We start from the raw sequence: 15,989 nt of genomic DNA on the forward strand, positions 1-15,989 counted from the left end.
TGTCGAGGCTCGACGAGCCCGTCTCGTTGAAGGTGACGTGGAGGCTGTTCTCCTTCGGGTCGTCGCTCGTGCGGAACAGCAGGTTGATGCCGTTGTAGCTCGAGTCCTTGGCCTGCTGGGTGATCTGGTTCAGGAGTTCGTTGAACTGCGCCGCCAGGCCCTGGCGCGTGGCGTTGGTCGAGCCGGTGCTGTCCTTGCCGGTGGCGACGATGGGCGTCGTGGTGGCGGTCGCGGTGCCGTTCACCGTCGAGGTCTGCTGGCCGAAGCCGACGTCGATGTTGTTGGCCACCGTCGTGCCCTGGGTCGCCGTGACGGTGATCTTCTGCGTCGAGCCGCCGGCCGTCGAGCTGACCACCAGCTTGTTGTTCACGTCGAGGCTCGCCGTGACCTGGCCGGCAAGCCCCGTGTCGGCGCTGATCTGCCGGTTGATCGCGTCGACGATCTCCTGGCGGGACGTCGTGGCCGCGGTCGCGCCGGTCGTGCTGTCGAGCGTGATGGTCTTCGCCTTGTTGCTCCCGAGCTGGATCGAGAAGGTGGCGTTCTTGCTGCCGCTGAGGTCGGTGGTGGCCGAGAGCGCCGTCGTGCCGGTGATGACCGCCTTGGCCGAACCGTCCGTGGCGTCCGAGCCGGAGGCGGACAGGCCCGTGACCGCGGAGCCGGCGGTGCCGGCCACGAAGACGCCGGTCGCCGCGCCCGCCGTGGTGCCGAAGCCCACGTCGGTGTCGGTGAAGCCGGTGGGCGCCCGGTTCACGACGCTCACCGCCGCCCCGGTGCCGAGGTCCTGGGTCGTGAAGACGATCTTGCCGCCGCTGACGCTCGCCGAGAGCGACGACCCGGCCGCCTTGAGCTGGACGTTGTAGGCGTCCGCCACGTCCGCCGCCGCCAGCGTACCGGTGCCGAGCGCGGTGCCGTCGGACTTCAGGCTGGTCGAGGTCACCGACAGGTCGGTGCTGTTGACGCCGTCGCTGACCGTCAGGAACGAGCCGGCCGTGGCCGTGAAGGCGACCGCGCCGCCGAAGGCCGCGCCCGCCGTGAAGGTGGCGGCGCCCGGCGCCGTCGCGGACTTGCCGAACCCGATGTCGAGGGTGGCGCTCGACGAGCCCGACACGGTGAGCTGCTGGGTCGCCCCCGTGCCCTTGGTGGACAGGCTGACGCGGCCGTCGGCGGCGACCGAGGCCGCGACCTGGCCCTTGAGGGCGGTGCTGTTGGCGATCTGGCTGTTGATCGCCGAGACGACCTGCTCGGCCGTGACCTTGGTGAGGTCGGAGGCCGTGCCCTTGAGGGTGGCGGAGTCGAGCCGGATGGTGGTGGCGGTCTTGCCGCCGTCGAGCGAGATGTCGATCGAGCCGTCCTTGTTGAGGGCCGAGAAGTCCTGGGTGCCGTCGAGGGTGCCGGCGAGGCCCTGGAAGGACTTGGTGCCGCTCACGGTGGCGGCGGTGGCGGCCTTGCCGCTCGAGGTCGCGCTCTTGTCGGCGAGGGCCTGGTTGGCGGTGGACTTGGCCGAGTCGACGAGCTTCTGGATCGAGGTGATGCCCTGGTTGGCGGCCTGGATGGTCTGGACGCCGTTCGAGATGCCGTCGAGCAGGTTGCTCAGGTCAGACGAGCGCGCCGTCAGGTTCTGGGAGGTGAAGAAGTTCGTCGGGTTGTCGAGGGCGGAGTTGACCTTCTTGCCGGTCGACAGACGGTTCTGTGTCGTCGAGAGAAGGCCGGCGGTGTCCTGGAGGGAGAGGAGGTTCTGGCGCGTGGCGGCAGACAGCGTGATGCTGGACGACATCGGGGGCGATCCTTTTTCGATCTCTGGCCCGTCATTTTGACGGCGCGCCGAAGTTGCGCCCTAAACAGTTGCAACCAGCTTAACCGGATCCCCGCGCAATCCTCACCGGGCGGACAACCTTAACGGCTCGGGAAACCTTAACGGAAGCGAAACCTTAACGATTTCCCATCAGGGTCGGCACCGGTCCCGACGGGAGACGCCGCCGCCATGCCCCTGCGCATCACCCTCAAGCCGTCCGAGCGCCTGATCATCAACGGCGCCGCGATCCGCAACGGCGAGCGCAGCACCAGCCTGCTGATCGAGACGCCGTGCAAGTTCCTGCGCGAGAGCGAGATCATCCAGGAGAGCGAGGCCGACACCGCCTGCAAGCGGCTCTGCGTCACCCTCCAGCTCCTCTACCTCGCCGACCACCCGCCCGAGGCGGAGGACCTGCTCGTGCAGCAATCGAACGCGATCCTGAAGGCGATGCCGACCTCGGCGCCCTACCTGCTGGCGATCCAGGACGAGCTCGCCGAGCGCCAGTACCACCGGGCGCTCAAGCGCGGCAAGGAGCTCGTCGCCTACGAGCAGGCCCTGCTCGAGCGCCTCAGCCTGCCGGACGACGCGGCCTGAGCGCTCAGGCGATGGTCGGCACGATGCCGCCCTCCACCCGCAGCGCCGCGCCGTTCGTCGCCGCCGCGAGCGGGCTCGCGAGGTAGGCCACCATCGCGGCGATCTCCTTCGGCTCGATCATGCGCCCGATCAGCGAGAGCGGGCGGTGGACCCGGAAGAACTCCGCCTCGAGCTCCGCCGGGGCGGCGTCCGGGTCGGAGGCGACGCTCCGCAGGAAGTCGACGATGCCCTCCGAGCGGGTCGGGCCCGGCAGGACCGCGTTCACCGTGACGGCGGTGCCCCGGGTGCGCTGCGCCAGCGCCCGCGCGATGGTGAGCTGGGCCGACTTCGTCACCGCGTAGTGGATCATGTCGGGCGGGGGCACGAGGCCGGACTCGCTCGACACGAACACGATCCGCCCTGCGTTGCGCGCCAGCATGCCGGGGAAGTAGGCCTGCGCCAGGCGCGCGCCGCCGACCACGTTCGTCTCGAACAGGCGGTGCCAGTCGGCGTCGGTGATCGCCTCGAAGGCCCTGGCCTCGTAGATGCCGAGGTTGTTGACCAGGACGTCGACCTGCGGCACCTCCCGGGCGAGGAGCGCGGCGCCCTCCGCGCTGCCGGCATCCGCCAGCACGGTGCGCACGCGGCCCGTCCCGCCGGCGGCGGCGATCCCGGCCGCCGCCGCGTCGAGCTTCGCCCGGTCGCGCCCCGGGAGCACGAGGTCCGCCCCCTCGAGCGCCAGCCGCTCGGCGATGGCGAGGCCGATCCCGGCGGTGGCGCCGGTGACGAGGGCGGTCTGCCCGGTGAGGTGAAGGTCCATCGTGCTCTCCTGGTGCCCCCGTCCGCCGACGTGCCCGTGGGCCGGGGCGTGCGCGTGGGCCGGGGCGTGCCCGTGGACCGAGAGATGACGGCGCCGGCGATTGATGAACAGGGCGCGCGCCGGCACGATGATCGTGCCCCGGACGCACGAATGGAGCCCCCATGGACAACCGCCTCGGCGAGATGGAGGCCTTCGTCGAGGTCGCCCGGCGCGGCAGCTTCGCGGCGGCCGCCAAGGCCCTGCGGCGCACGCCCTCGGCGGTGAGCCGGGCCGTGGCCCGCCTCGAGGCCCGCCTCGGGGTCGGGCTGATCCGGCGCACCACCCGGGCCATGACCCTGACGCCGGAGGGCGAGCTCTACCTGCGACGGGCCTCGGACCTGCTCGCCGAGGTCGACGCCATCGAGGACAGCCTCGGGCGCGATTCCGTCGCGCCCGCCGGCGCGCTGCGAGTCAATGCCTCGGTGCCGTTCGGCGTGCACGTCATCCTGCCGGTGCTGCCGCGGTTCCTGGACGCCCATCCGCGCATGCGGGTCGACCTCGCCCTCTCGGACGACGTCGTCGACCTCCTGGAGGCGCGGGCCGACGTGGCGATCCGGATCGGGCCCCTGCGCGACACCCGCCTGCGGGCGCGCTCGCTCGGGCGCAGCCGCATGGTGGTGGTCGCCGCGCCCGCCTACCTCGCCCGGCGCGGCGACCCCGCCCACCCGGACGACCTCGCGCGCCACAACTGCCTCAACTTCAGCTTCCGCCGCTCCCTCGACACCTGGCCGTTCCGCATCGGCGAGGCCGTGTCGCAGCGGCCGATCCAGGGCAACTTCCTCGGCAATTCCGGCGAGGTGGTGCGGCTGATGGCGCTCGGCGGGGGCGGCATCGCGCGCTTCGCCCGCTTCCACGTCGCGGACGACCTCGCCACCGGGCGCCTCGTCCCGGTGCTGGAAGCCTTCTGCCCGGGCGATTCCGAGGACATCCACGCCCTCTACGTCGGGCACGAGCGCCTGTCGCTGCGCATCCGCAGCTTCGTGGACTTCCTCGCCGCCAACGCGGCGGTGCGGGAGTGATGTCCTGCACGCGCGGTCGGTGCGGGAGTGATGTCCCGCACGCGCGGCGACCCCGCCGAGGGGCCGCCGGACACGGGCGCCCTCAGTGCGAGCGCGGGGAGGGGGCCCTGCGGTCCGGGTCGTGGGCGTGGTGGCGGTCGCGCTCGCCGCCGCCGCCCGAGACGTGCTGGCGGCTGTCGCTCGTGGGGGCGCCCGGGCTCGGTCCGGCGGGGGACGCGTCGGGGCGGTCGGGCCGCTGATGGCTGAGCGGCGCCAGGAGAGCCGCGCCCGCGCGTCCGGCGCTCCGGGCACGGGTCCTAGAGCGCGAACACGCTGCCCTGGCCGGTGATCCGGCCGGGGTCGGCGCCGGCCGTCCGCAGGGCCGCCCACAGCGTCACCGCGATGGAATCGTAGACCGGGATGCCGAGCTCGGCCTCGAGCGGCGCCGCGAGGGCGGCGCCCGCCATGTTGGTGCAGACGATCGCCACCGCCTCGGCGCCCTCCCGGGCCACCTCCCGGGCCATCCGGGCGACGTCGGCCTCCGGGATGGTCGCGAACGAGAAATTGTCCGAGAGCCCGGCGTGGCGCTCGGCCGCGCAGTCGAGGCCGGCGGCGCCCCAATTGCGCCGGATGCGCGCCTGCACGTCTGTGGTGTAGGGCGTGACGAGGCCGACCCGGCGAAGGCCCGCGCGGGCGAACGCGTCGCGGAACCCGAGCACCGCCGTGCAGGCCGGGATGCCGGTGACCTCCCGGATGCGCGCGCACAAGGCCTCGTCGCGGGCGAAGCCGAGCCAGGCCGCCGAGGTGCCATTCCACGCGATGGCGTCGACCCTGGCGTCGGCCAGGAGCTCGGCCGCGCGCAGGATCGGCGCCTCGTCGAACTGGCCGAGGCCCGCGGCCGAGAGCGAGATCTCGGTGACCCGGAAGCGCGAGAAATGCGCCGTCACCTCCGGCCGCCCGCGCAGGAGCGCGGCGGTCGCCGGCTCGAGGCGGGTGTTGGAGGAGGGCGTCAGCATGCCGAGGCGGGTCATGCGGCGGCCGCGCGGCGCGAGGATTCCTCCCGGATCAGCCCGAGCACGTGGCGCTTGACGTCGTTGAAGGCGGGGCTCGTGACGTCCCGCGGGCGGGCGAGGTCGAAGGGGATGAATTCCCGGATCCGCCCCGGCCGCCGGCTCATCACGGCGATGCGGTTGCCGAGCACCAGGGCCTCGTCGACCGAGTGGGTGACGAACACGATGGTGGCGCCGACGCGCTGCCAGATCGTGACGAGCTCCTCCTGCATCTCGATCTTGGTCTGCGCGTCGAGGGCCGCGAAGGGCTCGTCCATCAGGATCACGGCGGGGTTCATCAGCAGCGCCCGGGCGATGCCGACGCGCTGGCTCATCCCGCCCGAGAGCTCCGCCGGGTAGTGCCGCTCGAAGCCCGTGAGCCCGACGAGGTCGATGTAGGCCTTGGCCCGCCCGTGCCGCTCGGCCTTGCGCACCCCCTTGAGCTTGAGGTGGAAGGCGACGTTGTCGATGACGGTGAGCCAGGGCATCAGCGTCGGCTGCTGGAAGACGACGCCGCGGTCGGCCCCCGGGCGCTCGACCCGCGCGCCCGCGACGCGGACCTCGCCGGCGCTCGGCCGCTCGAAGCCCGCGATCATGTTGAGCAGGGTGGACTTGCCGCAGCCCGACGGCCCGAGCAGGCACAGGAACTCGCCCGCCTCGATGCTCGCCCGGGTGCGGTCCACCGCCACGAGGTCGCGCCCGTCGCGATCGCGAAAAGTCTTCTGCACGTCGGCGAGTTCGATCGCGCTCATGGGTGTTCCGATTACCAGGTGGGGGTGGCCGCCGGCGCGGGGGCGCGGCGGCGGGGCGCCGTCATCGTCCCTCGACCGTGGTCCCCCGCTGCCAGTGCAGCGCCCAGGCCGCCACGGCCTTGAGCCCGAGGTCCGACAGGTAGCCGAGGAGGCCGATCGAGATCATCGCGGCGAGCACGATGTCGTAGCGCAGGAAGTAGTAGGAATCCCACAGCACGTAGCCGAGGCCGCTCTTCACCGCCACCATCTCGGCCGTGACCGTCAGCATCCAGGCCGAGCCGATGGCGATGCGCAGGCCCGAGAAGATCGACGGCAGGGCGGCCGGGAGCACGATGCCGGCGAGGAGCTGGCGCTCGCCCGCCCCCATCATGGCGCCGGCCCGGATCAGGTTGCGGTCGACGCCGCGCACGCCGTGGATCGTGTTCATCAGGATCGGGAAGAAGGCGCCGAGGAACACGAGGAAGATCGCCGGCTTGTTGGCGATGCCGAACCAGATGATGGCGAGCGGGATCCACGACACGGGCGGGATCGGCCGCAGCATCTGGAGGGTCGGCTCGACCGTGCGCTCCACCACCCGCCACCAGCCGATGGCGACCCCGATCAGGACGCCCGAGAGCGCCGCGATGGCGTAGCCGGCGAGCACCCGCGACAGGCTCGCGAGCGCGTCGCCGAGCCACTGCCCGGAATAGCTCTGGGTGGTCTCGTCGATGCCGAGCATCCAGTCCGCGAGGGCGTGCAGGACCGCGGTCGGGGCCGGCAGGAGGGCCGGCGGCAGGGCACCGGAGCGCGCGAAGGCCTCCCAGCCGACCACGAGGGCGAGCGGCAGGGCCGCGCGCTCGGCGAGGGCGGCGAGGCGCCGGCCCGGGCCGGCGGCCGCGGCCCCGGCGAGGGGCGCCGTGTCAGCCGCCGAGGCCATCGCGCGTCCTCCGGGTGGCGGCCTCCAGGAACGAGTAGTCCATGTTCTTCTCGACCTCGGCCGAGACGTCGCGGCTGATGTACTTGAGATCCCGCATCATCGCCGCGATGGCGAGCGTCTTGGCGCGGTACATGCGGTAGTCGGGCTCCGCGTTCTTGAGGGCTTCCGCGGCGACCTCCTTCGGCAGGCCGGTCTTCTGGTTGATGACGTCGATCCAGACGGCCCTGTCCGCCGTGAGCTTGCCCACCAGGGCGACGTCGGCGTCGACCACCGCCTGCACGGCCGGGCGGCGCGCCTTGATCACGTCGGAGCGCGTGACGATCAGGTTGGTGAGGTTGCCGGCCGCCTGGTCGTAGGGCAGCACGAACCGCGAGGCGGCGCCCGCCATCCGGATCTGCGAGGCAAAGGGCTCGACCGAGCAGACCATGTCGATCTCGCCCCGCTGCATGGCCGCGAGGTGGTCGGACGGGTTCGGGATGTTGACGAACTGCACGTCCTTGTTGGGGTTGATGCCCTGCTTCAGGAACGCGCCGCGCATGTGGATGTCCTGCGCGTTGCCGCGGGAGGCCGCGACCTTGAGGGGCGTGCCGGCCGCCCGGGCCTTCTCGACCGCGGCCTTGAACCCGGCCCAGTCGTCCGCCGCCAGGCCGAGGGCCTTCCCGGCCAGGCACTCCGAGCCCCCGTTGACCTCGCCGGCGACCGCCACGACGTCGAACCCCTTGTCCAGGGCCGTGACGTAGTGGAGGTACGTCACCTGCGCGACGTCGATGCTCTTCGACACGAGGGCGGTGAGCACGTCGTTGCCGGAGTTGAAGCCGGTCGCGTCGACGGCGACGCCCCGGGCGAGGCCCGGCAGCAGGGCCATCGGCAGGCAGTGGGCGCACTTGGCGAAGCCGAGCCGCACCGCGGGCGCGTCCTGCGCCGGGGCGGGCGCGGACGACAGGGCCCAGAGGGCGGCGGCCAGGACGGGACCGAAGGGGCGTCGCATCGCAGCGGAACCTCGATGGGGCGGGCGGCGGGCCGATCCCGGCCGCGGGACCGACGTTGCGGCCCTGCGACGCCGGGCGCAACCGATTTTCCGTGCTCTGCATGCAATTAATGCTAAATGGTGGTAGCGGCATCAGAAGATGCCTGAAATTGCTGCGCCCGCCGCCGCCCCGAGCGGCTATGCTGGGCGCGCACCACGCCAGCGAGGTCACGTCCCATGGATCAGGTCCGGCGTCCCCGGGGCCGCCCGCGCAAGCCCGTCCTGATCGAGGCGGCCTCCGGCCTCGCGCAGCGGGTCGGGCTCCACGTCCAGGCGGCGCAACGCCTGCGCGACCTGATCGTCGCCGGCACCCTGCCGGCGGGGGCGGCCCTGGTCGAGACCGACCTGTCGGCGGCCCTCGGCATCTCGCGCACGCCCCTGCGCGAGGCGCTGAAGCTCCTCGCCGTCGAGGGGCTGATCGAGCTGCGGCCGAACCGCTCGCCCCGGGTCGCGGAGCTGCGCCCGGCCGAGGTGACGGAGCTGTTCGAGGCGGTGGCCGGCATCGAGCGGCTCGCGGCCGAGCTCGCCGCCCTCCGGCTCCTCCCGGCCGAGCTCGACCGGCTGCGCGGGCTCCAGGCCGCGATGGAGGGGCACCACCGCGCGCAGGAGCTCGCGCCCTACTTCGCCATCAACCACCAGATCCACGCCCTCATCGTCGCGGCCGCCCGCAACGGGCCCCTGCGCGAGGCCCACGAGGCGCTGCACGCCCGGGCCGAGCTGGCGCGCCGGCGCGCCCTCGACGACCGGACGCGCTGGGACGAGTCCGTGGCGGAGCACCGCGCCATCCTGGCGGCGCTGGAGGCCCGCGACGCGCCCCGCGCCGGCGCGCTCCTCGGAGCCCACGTGGCCCATACCGGCACGGCGCTGCTCGCCGGTCTCGCCCGCCCCGCCGCCTCCGCGGCCTGACCGACCGAGCCCCGCCATGCGCATCCTGCTCCTCAACCCGAACACCAGCCGGGACGTCACCGCGCTGATGCGCGCGACCGCGGAGGCCGCCGCCGCCCCCGGCACCGAGCTCGTCCCCGCCACGGCCCCGCGCGGCGTGCCCTACATCGCGACCCGGGCGGAGGCCCAGATCGGCGGCGCCATCGCCCTCGAGATGCTGGCCGAGGCGCCGCCCGTCGACGCCGCGATCCTGGCGGCCTTCGGCGACCCGGGCCTCGTCGGGGCGCGCGAGCTGTTCGACTTCCCCATCGTGGGCCTCGCCGAGGCCGCCATGCTGAGCGCCTGCATGCTGGGCCGGCGCTTCGGCATCGTCACCTTCGCGGGGGCGCTCGTGCCCTGGTACGAGGAGTGCGTCGCCGCCAACGGCCTCGCGGGGCGCTGCGCCGGGGTGCGCGCCCTCGAGGGGCGCTTCGCGTCCCTGGCGGAAGTCCGGGACGAGAAGGAGGCGCAGCTCGTCGAGCTCGCCCGCGCGGCCGTGGCGCAGGACGGCGCCGACGTGCTGATCTTCGCCGGCGCGCCCCTGTCGGGCCTGGGCGCGCGGGTGCGCGAGCGGGTGCCGGTGCCGGTGGTCGACCAGGTGGTGGCGGCCGTGAAGCTCGCCGAGGCCCTCGTCGCCCTGCGGCCCCGCAAGGCCACCGCCGGCACCCTGCGCCGCCCCGACCCGAAGCCGAGCCTCGGGCTGCCGGCGGCGCTGGCGGCCCGGCTCGCCCACGCGGGGTGAGGGCGCGCCGGCCCGGCGCGCCCCGGCGTCAGTGCGCGGCGGCGGTCGGCACGCCCGTGACCTGGGCGGACGGCTCCTCGCTGAGCCAGCGGTAGAGGATGCCGCCGAGGGCGCCGCCGATGATCGGGGCGACCCAGAACAGCCAGAGCTGGCCCAGGGCCCACCCGCCCGCGACGAGCGCCGGCCCGGTGCTGCGGGCCGGGTTGACCGACAGGTTGGTGATCGGGATGCCGACGAGGTGGATCAGCGTCAGGCCGAGCCCGATGGCGAGCGGCGCGAACCCGGCCGGCGCCTTGCCGTGCGTCGCCCCCATGATGATGAACAGGAACATCAGGGTCAGCACGACCTCGGCGAGCAGGCAGGAGACCAGGGAGTACTGCCCGGGCGAGTGCTCGCCGTAGCCGTTGGCCGCGAACCCCTTGGCGAGGTCGAAGCCCGGCGCCCCGCTCGCGATGGCGTAGAGGAGGCCGGCGGCGACGATCCCGCCGAGGACCTGCGCGACGATGTAGGGCACGATGTCCCTGGTGGGGAAGCGCCGCCCCGCCGCGAGCCCGATCGTGACGGCCGGGTTGAGGTGGCAGCCCGAGATGTGGCCGATCGAGTAGGCCATGGTGAGGACCGTGAGGCCGAAGGCCAGCGCCACCCCGAGGAGCCCGATGCCGACCTCCGGGAAGGCGGCCGCGACGACGGCGCTGCCGCAGCCCGCGAAGGTGAGCCAGAAGGTGCCGATCGCCTCGGCCGCGCATTTGCGAATGTCCATGACCGTGTCCTCCGAGGTCCGGGAGCAGGGCGCAGGGCGGGCGGCCGAGGCCCTGGCTCGCATCGAACGGGGCGTGGGTTCGCGACCGGGCGGCCGTTCCCGGGAGACGTGTCGGACGCCGAGGCAGCACGCGTGTTGGCGCGGCGCGCGGGACGAGGGCGCGCCCGGTCTTCCGGCTGCATCCTCTCTCGGGGACTACGCCGTCGGAACCATCGCAAGGACAACCTATAGTATTTTTATGGACTGACAAGCTGGCTTGACGGTCGAGTGCGCCGGGAAGACTGCGGGAAGCCGCCGATAACGTCGCGGCGACCGGGCCGCGGGAGCCGGGGCCCGCCCGCGGCGCTCACCCGCGGCGGCCCGGCGGACGCGGGCGGGCGCCTTCGCCCTCAGGATTCGATGATCGCGCGGATCTTCGTCGCCAGGCCCTCGACCGGGAAAGGCTTGGTGATCATCTGCAGCCCGGTGCCCAGGTGGGCGTTGCCGAAGGCGGCGTTCTCGGCGTAGCCGGTCATGAACAGGACCTTGAGGCCCGGGCGCACCTCGCGGGCCTGGTCGGCGAGCTGGCGCCCGTTCATGCCCGGCAGCCCGACATCCGTGACGAGGAGGTCGATCCGGCCCTCGGACCGCAGGACGCGCAGGCCCTCGGGGCCGTCCGCGGCCTCGAGGGCGCGGTAGCCGAGCTCGTGCAGCACCTCGACGACGAGGCTGCGGACCGTCGCGTCGTCCTCGACCACCAGCACCGTCTCGCCGGATTCCGCCCGCGGCGCCTCGCCGCGGACGGGCTGCGCCAGGGCCGCGTCCCCGCGGTAGCGCGGCAGGTACAGCGTCACCGTGGTGCCGCGCCCGAGGGCCGACTCGATCTCGACGCTGCCCTCGGATTGCTTGGCGAAGCCGTAGATCATCGACAGCCCGAGGCCGGTGCCCTGGCCGATGGGCTTCGTGGTGAAGAACGGGTCGAAGGCCCGCGCGATGACGTCCGGCGGCATGCCGGTGCCGGTGTCGCTGACCGCGATGGCGACGTACTGCCCGGTCCCGACGCCGACGTCCCGGGCGAGGCCCGCGTGCCCGAGGTCGGCGTTCGTGGTCGCGATGGTGAGCGTGCCGCCGTCCGGCATCGCGTCCCGGGCGTTGATGGCGAGGTTCAGGATCGCGTTCTCGAGCTGGTTGGGGTCGCACAGCGTCAGCCAGAGGCCGCCCGCGACCGCGACGTCGAGCCGGACCCGCTCGCCGAGGGTCCGCCGCAGGAGGTCGTCGATGGAGCCGACGAGCTGGTTGACGTCGACGGGCTGCGCCTCGAGGGGCTGGCGGCGCGAGAAGGCGAGGAGCCGGTGCGTCAGGGCGGCGGCGCGCTGGGCCGACGCCATGGCGAGGCCGGCGTAGCGGCCGAGGGTGTCGATCCGGCCCTCCGCGATGCGGGTCTGCATCAGGTCGAGGGAGCCGACGATGCCCGTGAGGAGGTTGTTGAAGTCGTGCGCGATGCCGCCGGTGAGCTGGCCCACCGCCTCCATCTTCTGCGACTGGCGGAGCTGCGCCTCGGCCTGCTCGCGCTCCGCGATGGCGTCGCGGACGCGCTGCTCCAGGGTGTCGTTGAGCTCGCGCAGGGCGAACTCGGACTGCTTGGCGGCGCTCACGTCGTAGATCACGCCGACGTGGCGCAGGTCCGCGGTGTCGTTGTCGCGGATCGCCTCGCCGCGGCGGGCGAGCCAGCGGATCTCGCCGCTGTCGGCGCGCCGGATCCGCATCTCGGTGTAGGGCAGCTCTCCCGTGGCGCCGAGGCCGTGGTCGAGGAGCGGCGAGTCGCCCGGGACCACGAGGGCGTTGACCGACCCGACCGCGAGGGTGCCGGCCGCCATGACCCCGAGCAGGCTGCAGAATTGCGGCGAGACCGCCACGGTGGCGAAGCCCGGCACGTGCTCGAAGGTGCCGATGCCCCCGGCCGTCTGCGCGATGCGCAGGCGCTCCTCGACCCGCTTCTGCTCGGTGATCTCGACCAGCACGCCGGCGAAACGGGCCGGGCGCTCGTCCGCGTCGTAGATGCAGCGCCCGCGCCCGTGCACCCAGCGCACCGCGCCGTCCGGCGTGCGCAGGCGGTACTCCTTGTCGAACACCTCGGCGCCGCCGAGGATGCCCGCGACCGCGACGCGGATCCGCGTCCGGTCGAGGGGATGGATGCCGGCGAAGAAGGCGCGGGTCGGGACGCCCGCGTCGTCCGGCGAGGTCCCGATGCCGTGCAGGGCCGCGAACCGCCCGTCGACGTGGAGCCGGTCGGCCGGGATGTCCCAGTCCCAGGTCCCGGCGATGCCGGCCGACGAGACGGTGAGGCGGAGCTGCCGCTGCGCCTCGGTCAGGCGGCGCTCGACGCTCGCGAGGTGCACCTTCGCGTCGTCGGCGTTCCGGCCGATGGTGGCGTCGATCTGGGAGGCGAAGAAGTTGATGAGCTGCCCGGCCTCGTCGAAGACCGGGCAGACGAAGAGCTGGTTCCAGAACCGGGTGCCGTCGCGGCGGTAGTTCAGGATCGTCGCGGCGATCTCGCGGCCCTCGCCGATCGCGGCCCGCAGCTGCGCCGCGGTGGCGGGATCCGTCTCGGGCCCCTGGAGGAAGCGGCAGTTGCGCCCGATCACGGCGCCGGCCTCGTAGCCGGTCAGGGCCAGGAAGGCGCGGTTGGCGAACACGATGGGGTTGTCGGGCAGCCGCGGGTCCGTGACGACCATCGGCTGGCGCGTCCGCTCGAGGGCGGTGTGGAACGGCCCCGAGCGCGCGCGCACCGCCGCGACGGCCCGCGCCAGGTCACCGGTCCCGCCCGCGGCCGGCCGGTTGCCCGCCGGCGCCATCAGGCGTCCGCGTCGCCGATGGCGCGGTCGATGAACGCGTCGATCAGGAGCTTCAGGTTCTCCATCGACGGCAGGTCCATCAGCATCGCGATGTAGCCGCGGATGTCGCGCTCGCGCACCGAGAAGTCGATGTAGAGGAAGAGCACGAGCGAATCGGCGGCGTCCCCGGAGGGCTGGAAGATCCGCGGGCCGTCGCCGCGCATGATCGCCGGCAGCGACATCCGCAGGGGGCGCTGGAGCATGTTCGCCATGGTGGCGAGGCAGCCGTTGAGGATGATGTTGCCGGTCTCCGACAGCGCCTCGTCGGCGAGGTCCTCGACCTCCTCGGGCGAGAGGTCCTCGCCCGTGACGGCGCGGACGAGGTCGCGGCTCTTCTCCTGCGGGAAGATCAGGAGCGCGCGACCCGCGAAGGCGCCGTCGAAATCCTGGTGCACGACGACGAGCTCCGCGTCCTCGCGCTCGCCGATGAGCCGGGCGGCCGCCGACCGGGAGACGATGTCGACGGAGGGGACCGAGAGCAGGACCTGCACGCCGATCATCCTGCGCAGGCTCGCGGCCGCGCGGCTGACCCCGATGTTCACGAGCTCCGTGAAGGCGTCGCGCTGGAGCTCGGTCAACTCGACCGATCCGGTCGTCACGGCCCGGTCCTGCGCAGGCGCAGGGCCGCGCCCGAGACGAAGCCCGCCACCGCCTCCTCGGTGACCGGCTTGGCCAGGAACGTCGCGCCGAGCGTGCGCGTGCGGGCGATGATCTCGTCCTGGATGTTGGCCGAGATCACCGCCAGGGGCATCTCGGGCCGCGCCGCCCGCAGCTCCGCCGCCAGGGTCAGGCCGTCCTTGCCCGGCATGTTGAAGTCGAGGAGCGCCACGTCCACGGCGCGGGCCGCGGCGAGCGAGAGGGCGTCGTCGGCGTTGGCCGCCTCGACCAGGGTCCAGTCGGGCCTGAGCTGCCGCAGGAGCTTGCTCACGACGATCCGGGCGAGGCGGCTGTCGTCGACGATGAGAACGGTGGTGGTCATGGACGGGCGCGGACTGCCGTGGCGGCGGACGGGACTCGCAGCGGTTATGCGTCCCCGGCCGGGCGGCGTGAAGCCACAATCGACGCGTCCCCGGCTCCGGCCCCGGCGCCGAGCGCCGGAGCGAGCCAGCGCGCCGCGAACGGGTCGCCGCAGGTCCCGCGGAGCGGCGGCCGGAGGCGCAGCAGGACCTGGAACACCGCGGTGTGCAGCCGCGTGCAGCCGCTCCAGTCCACGGCCGCGCGCGGCGCCCCGGCGAGGTGGCCGGCGAGGGTCTCGGCGTCCTCCACCGGGCAGGCGCCCTCGAGGAGGATGAGGCCGTCCGGCTCGTCCGGGCTCGCGCGGCGCACGCTCATGCGGGGCACTCCGTCAGGCTCACGCGTCGGCCTCCCGGCCGCCCGGGTCGCCGGCCCCCGCGACGAGGTCGGCCGGATCGAGCACCAGCAGCACGCGTCCGTCGCCGAGGATCGCCGTCCCGGCGACGCTCGGCAGCCCGGCGAGGAGCCCCGAGAGGGGACGCACCACCACGTCGAGGCGGTCGGCGAAGCGGTCGACCTCGACGGCGACGCGCTCCGGCCCGGTCCCGACGACGAGGAGGCGCGCCTCCCCGGGCGGCGGGGCGGCGTCCGGGACCCCGAGGAGGCGGGCGAGCTGAAGGACCGGGACCGTGCGGTCGCGCAGCACCGTCGCGGCCGCGTCCCCGAGGGCGACGATCCGGGCCCGCGGCACCCGCACCGCCTCGGCCACCGCCTGCATGGGCACCCCGTAGAGCTCCGGGCCGACGCCCACGAGCACGATCCGGGTGAGGGCGATCGTCCGCGGCAGGACGAGGCGGACCGTGGTGCCGCGGCCGACCCGGCTCGCGATGGAGGCCTGCCCGCCGAGCCGCGCCGCCGCGGCGCGCACCGCATCCATGCCGACGCCCCGGCCCGAGAGGCTGCTGACGCGCCGCGCCGTCGAGAAGCCCGGCACGAAGACGAGGTCGAGCGCCCCCGCGTCGTCGAGGGCGGCCGCCGCCTCGGGCCCGAGGAGGCCCCGCTCCGCCGCCCGGCGCCGCACGAGGTCCGGATCGATGCCGGCGCCGTCGTCCGCGACCGTGACCACGATCGCGTCGCCCGCGGCCTCGGCCCGCAGGGCGATCCGCCCGGCCGCCGGCTTGCCCCCGGCCGCCCGCCCGGCCCCGTCCTCGATCCCGTGATCGACGGCGTTGCGGATCACGTGCAGCAGGGGCTCGTAGAGCCCGTCCACCACGGCCTTCTCGGCCTCGATGTCGCCACCATGCAGGGTGAGGGCGACCTCCTTGCCGGTGGCCCGCGCGAGCGCCCGCACCGGGCTCCCGAAGCGGCGGAAGACCTGCGCCAGCGGCACGAGGCGCAGGGACACGACGCCGCGGTGGAGCTGCGCCGTCAGGCGGCCGAGCGCGGCGTCACTGTCGCGCAGGGCCCGCGCGAGGCCGGCCGCGTCCGCGTCCTGGGCGCGGGCCGCGACGTGGCCGAGCGCGCTGCGGGCCGCCACGAGCTCGCCCGCCAGGACCACCAGGGCATCGACCCGGGCCGCGTCCACCCGCAGGGTGCCGTCGCCGCGGACCGCCTCGCCGTCGGAGGTCCCGCGCGGGACGGCGTCGCCGTCGGGTGCGACGCCGCCGAGGGTGACGCCGGGTGCGACGTCGGGGGCCGCCCCGTCGTCGGCGCGCAGGAGGTCCGCGAGGGTGCGGGCCAGGGCGCCGCCGTCCGTCGCGGCCGCGCCGG

At 74.0% G+C, this 15,989-nt stretch carries 15 protein-coding genes and 2 pseudogenes; 4 read left to right on the forward strand and 13 right to left on the reverse strand.

Annotation, left to right across the window (positions count from 1 at the left end; genetic code table 11):
• Positions 1 to 1,774 (reverse strand): flagellin N-terminal helical domain-containing protein (locus DT057_RS29545; protein WP_128565638.1); only part of this gene is annotated, 1,774 nt, incomplete at its 3' end.
• Between the two features lie 207 nt (positions 1,775 to 1,981).
• On the opposite strand from DT057_RS29545, the gene DT057_RS29550 reads away from it, so the two are divergent.
• Positions 1,982 to 2,386 carry a flagellar biosynthesis repressor FlbT gene (locus tag DT057_RS29550; protein ID WP_128565639.1) on the forward strand — a complete coding sequence of 135 codons (405 nt, stop codon included), beginning with the start codon at positions 1,982 to 1,984 and terminating at the stop codon, positions 2,384 to 2,386.
• Positions 2,387 to 2,390: 4 nt separating this feature from the next.
• Here DT057_RS29550 and DT057_RS29555 read toward each other — a convergent pair whose 3' ends face one another.
• Complete coding sequence (locus DT057_RS29555; protein WP_128565640.1) at positions 2,391 to 3,185, reverse strand: SDR family NAD(P)-dependent oxidoreductase; 795 nt, start codon at positions 3,183 to 3,185, stop codon at positions 2,391 to 2,393.
• A 161-nt stretch (positions 3,186 to 3,346) separates the two neighbouring features.
• Between DT057_RS29555 and DT057_RS29560 the strand changes: the two genes are divergently transcribed.
• Positions 3,347 to 4,243, forward strand: coding sequence for a LysR family transcriptional regulator (locus DT057_RS29560; RefSeq protein ID WP_128565641.1), 897 nt, complete (start codon positions 3,347 to 3,349; stop codon positions 4,241 to 4,243).
• Between the two features lie 296 nt (positions 4,244 to 4,539).
• Here the strand turns inward: DT057_RS29560 and DT057_RS29565 are convergent, their stop codons facing one another.
• The 4 genes from DT057_RS29565 to DT057_RS29580 all read right to left on the reverse strand — a co-directional run bounded on the left by DT057_RS29565 (position 4,540) and on the right by DT057_RS29580 (position 7,927).
• On the reverse strand, positions 4,540 to 5,253 hold the full coding sequence (locus DT057_RS29565; RefSeq protein WP_128565642.1) for a maleate cis-trans isomerase family protein: 714 nt from the start codon (positions 5,251 to 5,253) through the stop codon (positions 4,540 to 4,542).
• Positions 5,250 to 6,023, reverse strand: coding sequence for an ABC transporter ATP-binding protein (locus tag DT057_RS29570; protein WP_128565643.1), 774 nt, complete (start codon positions 6,021 to 6,023; stop codon positions 5,250 to 5,252). Before DT057_RS29570 ends, DT057_RS29565 begins: the two co-directional genes overlap by 4 nt.
• 61 nt (positions 6,024 to 6,084) lie before the next feature.
• On the reverse strand, positions 6,085 to 6,939 hold the full coding sequence (locus tag DT057_RS29575) for an ABC transporter permease (RefSeq protein WP_128565644.1): 855 nt from the start codon (positions 6,937 to 6,939) through the stop codon (positions 6,085 to 6,087).
• Entirely contained in the window at positions 6,923 to 7,927 is a 1,005-nt protein-coding gene (locus DT057_RS29580; protein WP_128565645.1) for an ABC transporter substrate-binding protein, read from the reverse strand. Before DT057_RS29580 ends, DT057_RS29575 begins: the two co-directional genes overlap by 17 nt.
• A gap of 216 nt (positions 7,928 to 8,143) precedes the next feature.
• On the opposite strand from DT057_RS29580, the gene DT057_RS29585 reads away from it, so the two are divergent.
• Together DT057_RS29585 and DT057_RS29590 are read left to right on the forward strand one after the other, a co-directional pair.
• Entirely contained in the window at positions 8,144 to 8,872 is a 729-nt protein-coding gene (locus DT057_RS29585) for a GntR family transcriptional regulator (protein WP_128565646.1), read from the forward strand.
• Between the two features lie 16 nt (positions 8,873 to 8,888).
• Positions 8,889 to 9,632, forward strand: a complete 744-nt coding sequence (locus tag DT057_RS29590) for an aspartate/glutamate racemase family protein (protein ID WP_128565647.1) — start codon at positions 8,889 to 8,891, stop codon at positions 9,630 to 9,632.
• 28 nt (positions 9,633 to 9,660) lie between these two features.
• Here DT057_RS29590 and aqpZ read toward each other — a convergent pair whose 3' ends face one another.
• The 7 genes and pseudogenes from aqpZ to DT057_RS29620 all read right to left on the reverse strand — a co-directional run.
• Positions 9,661 to 10,392: an aquaporin Z gene (aqpZ, locus tag DT057_RS29595; RefSeq protein WP_128565648.1), complete on the reverse strand. Its 732-nt coding sequence runs from the start codon at positions 10,390 to 10,392 to the stop codon at positions 9,661 to 9,663.
• Between the two features lie 389 nt (positions 10,393 to 10,781).
• Positions 10,782 to 11,978: pseudogene (locus tag DT057_RS37665) on the reverse strand (ATP-binding protein); the annotation flags it as partial.
• A 381-nt stretch (positions 11,979 to 12,359) separates the two neighbouring features.
• Positions 12,360 to 13,226, reverse strand: a pseudogene (locus DT057_RS37670) (PAS domain-containing protein); the annotation flags it as partial.
• Entirely contained in the window at positions 13,226 to 13,864 is a 639-nt protein-coding gene (locus tag DT057_RS29605; protein WP_128565650.1) for a chemotaxis protein CheX, read from the reverse strand. The gene DT057_RS29605 and the pseudogene DT057_RS37670, both read right to left, overlap by 1 nt.
• On the reverse strand, positions 13,861 to 14,244 hold the full coding sequence (locus DT057_RS29610) for a response regulator transcription factor (protein ID WP_128565651.1): 384 nt from the start codon (positions 14,242 to 14,244) through the stop codon (positions 13,861 to 13,863). Before DT057_RS29610 ends, DT057_RS29605 begins: the two co-directional genes overlap by 4 nt.
• 44 nt (positions 14,245 to 14,288) lie before the next feature.
• Complete coding sequence (locus DT057_RS29615) at positions 14,289 to 14,597, reverse strand: hypothetical protein (RefSeq protein WP_128565652.1); 309 nt, start codon at positions 14,595 to 14,597, stop codon at positions 14,289 to 14,291.
• Between the two features lie 19 nt (positions 14,598 to 14,616).
• On the reverse strand, positions 14,617 to 15,989 hold a 1,373-nt coding region (locus DT057_RS29620; RefSeq protein WP_203236414.1), incomplete at its 5' end, for a chemotaxis protein CheA.

Source organism: Methylobacterium crusticola (genome assembly GCF_003574465.1).
GTDB classification, from domain to species: Bacteria; Pseudomonadota; Alphaproteobacteria; order Rhizobiales; family Beijerinckiaceae; genus Methylobacterium; species Methylobacterium crusticola.

What these genes read in the sequence shown, in the direction of transcription:
- DT057_RS29610 (WP_128565651.1), bottom strand. Translation starts at nt 14,244, where the DNA reads ATGACCACCACCGTTCTCATCGTCGACGACAGCCGCCTCGCCCGGATC.
- DT057_RS29550 (WP_128565639.1), top strand. Translation starts at nt 1,982, where the DNA reads ATGCCCCTGCGCATCACCCTCAAGCCGTCCGAGCGCCTGATCATCAAC.
- DT057_RS29615 (WP_128565652.1), bottom strand. Translation starts at nt 14,597, where the DNA reads ATGAGCGTGCGCCGCGCGAGCCCGGACGAGCCGGACGGCCTCATCCTC.
- DT057_RS29590 (WP_128565647.1), top strand. Translation starts at nt 8,889, where the DNA reads ATGCGCATCCTGCTCCTCAACCCGAACACCAGCCGGGACGTCACCGCG.
- DT057_RS29560 (WP_128565641.1), top strand. Translation starts at nt 3,347, where the DNA reads ATGGACAACCGCCTCGGCGAGATGGAGGCCTTCGTCGAGGTCGCCCGG.
- DT057_RS29565 (WP_128565642.1), bottom strand. Translation starts at nt 5,253, where the DNA reads ATGACCCGCCTCGGCATGCTGACGCCCTCCTCCAACACCCGCCTCGAG.
- DT057_RS29580 (WP_128565645.1), bottom strand. Translation starts at nt 7,927, where the DNA reads ATGCGACGCCCCTTCGGTCCCGTCCTGGCCGCCGCCCTCTGGGCCCTG.
- DT057_RS29570 (WP_128565643.1), bottom strand. Translation starts at nt 6,023, where the DNA reads ATGAGCGCGATCGAACTCGCCGACGTGCAGAAGACTTTTCGCGATCGC.
- DT057_RS29585 (WP_128565646.1), top strand. Translation starts at nt 8,144, where the DNA reads ATGGATCAGGTCCGGCGTCCCCGGGGCCGCCCGCGCAAGCCCGTCCTG.
- DT057_RS29555 (WP_128565640.1), bottom strand. Translation starts at nt 3,185, where the DNA reads ATGGACCTTCACCTCACCGGGCAGACCGCCCTCGTCACCGGCGCCACC.
- aqpZ (WP_128565648.1), bottom strand. Translation starts at nt 10,392, where the DNA reads ATGGACATTCGCAAATGCGCGGCCGAGGCGATCGGCACCTTCTGGCTC.
- DT057_RS29575 (WP_128565644.1), bottom strand. Translation starts at nt 6,939, where the DNA reads ATGGCCTCGGCGGCTGACACGGCGCCCCTCGCCGGGGCCGCGGCCGCC.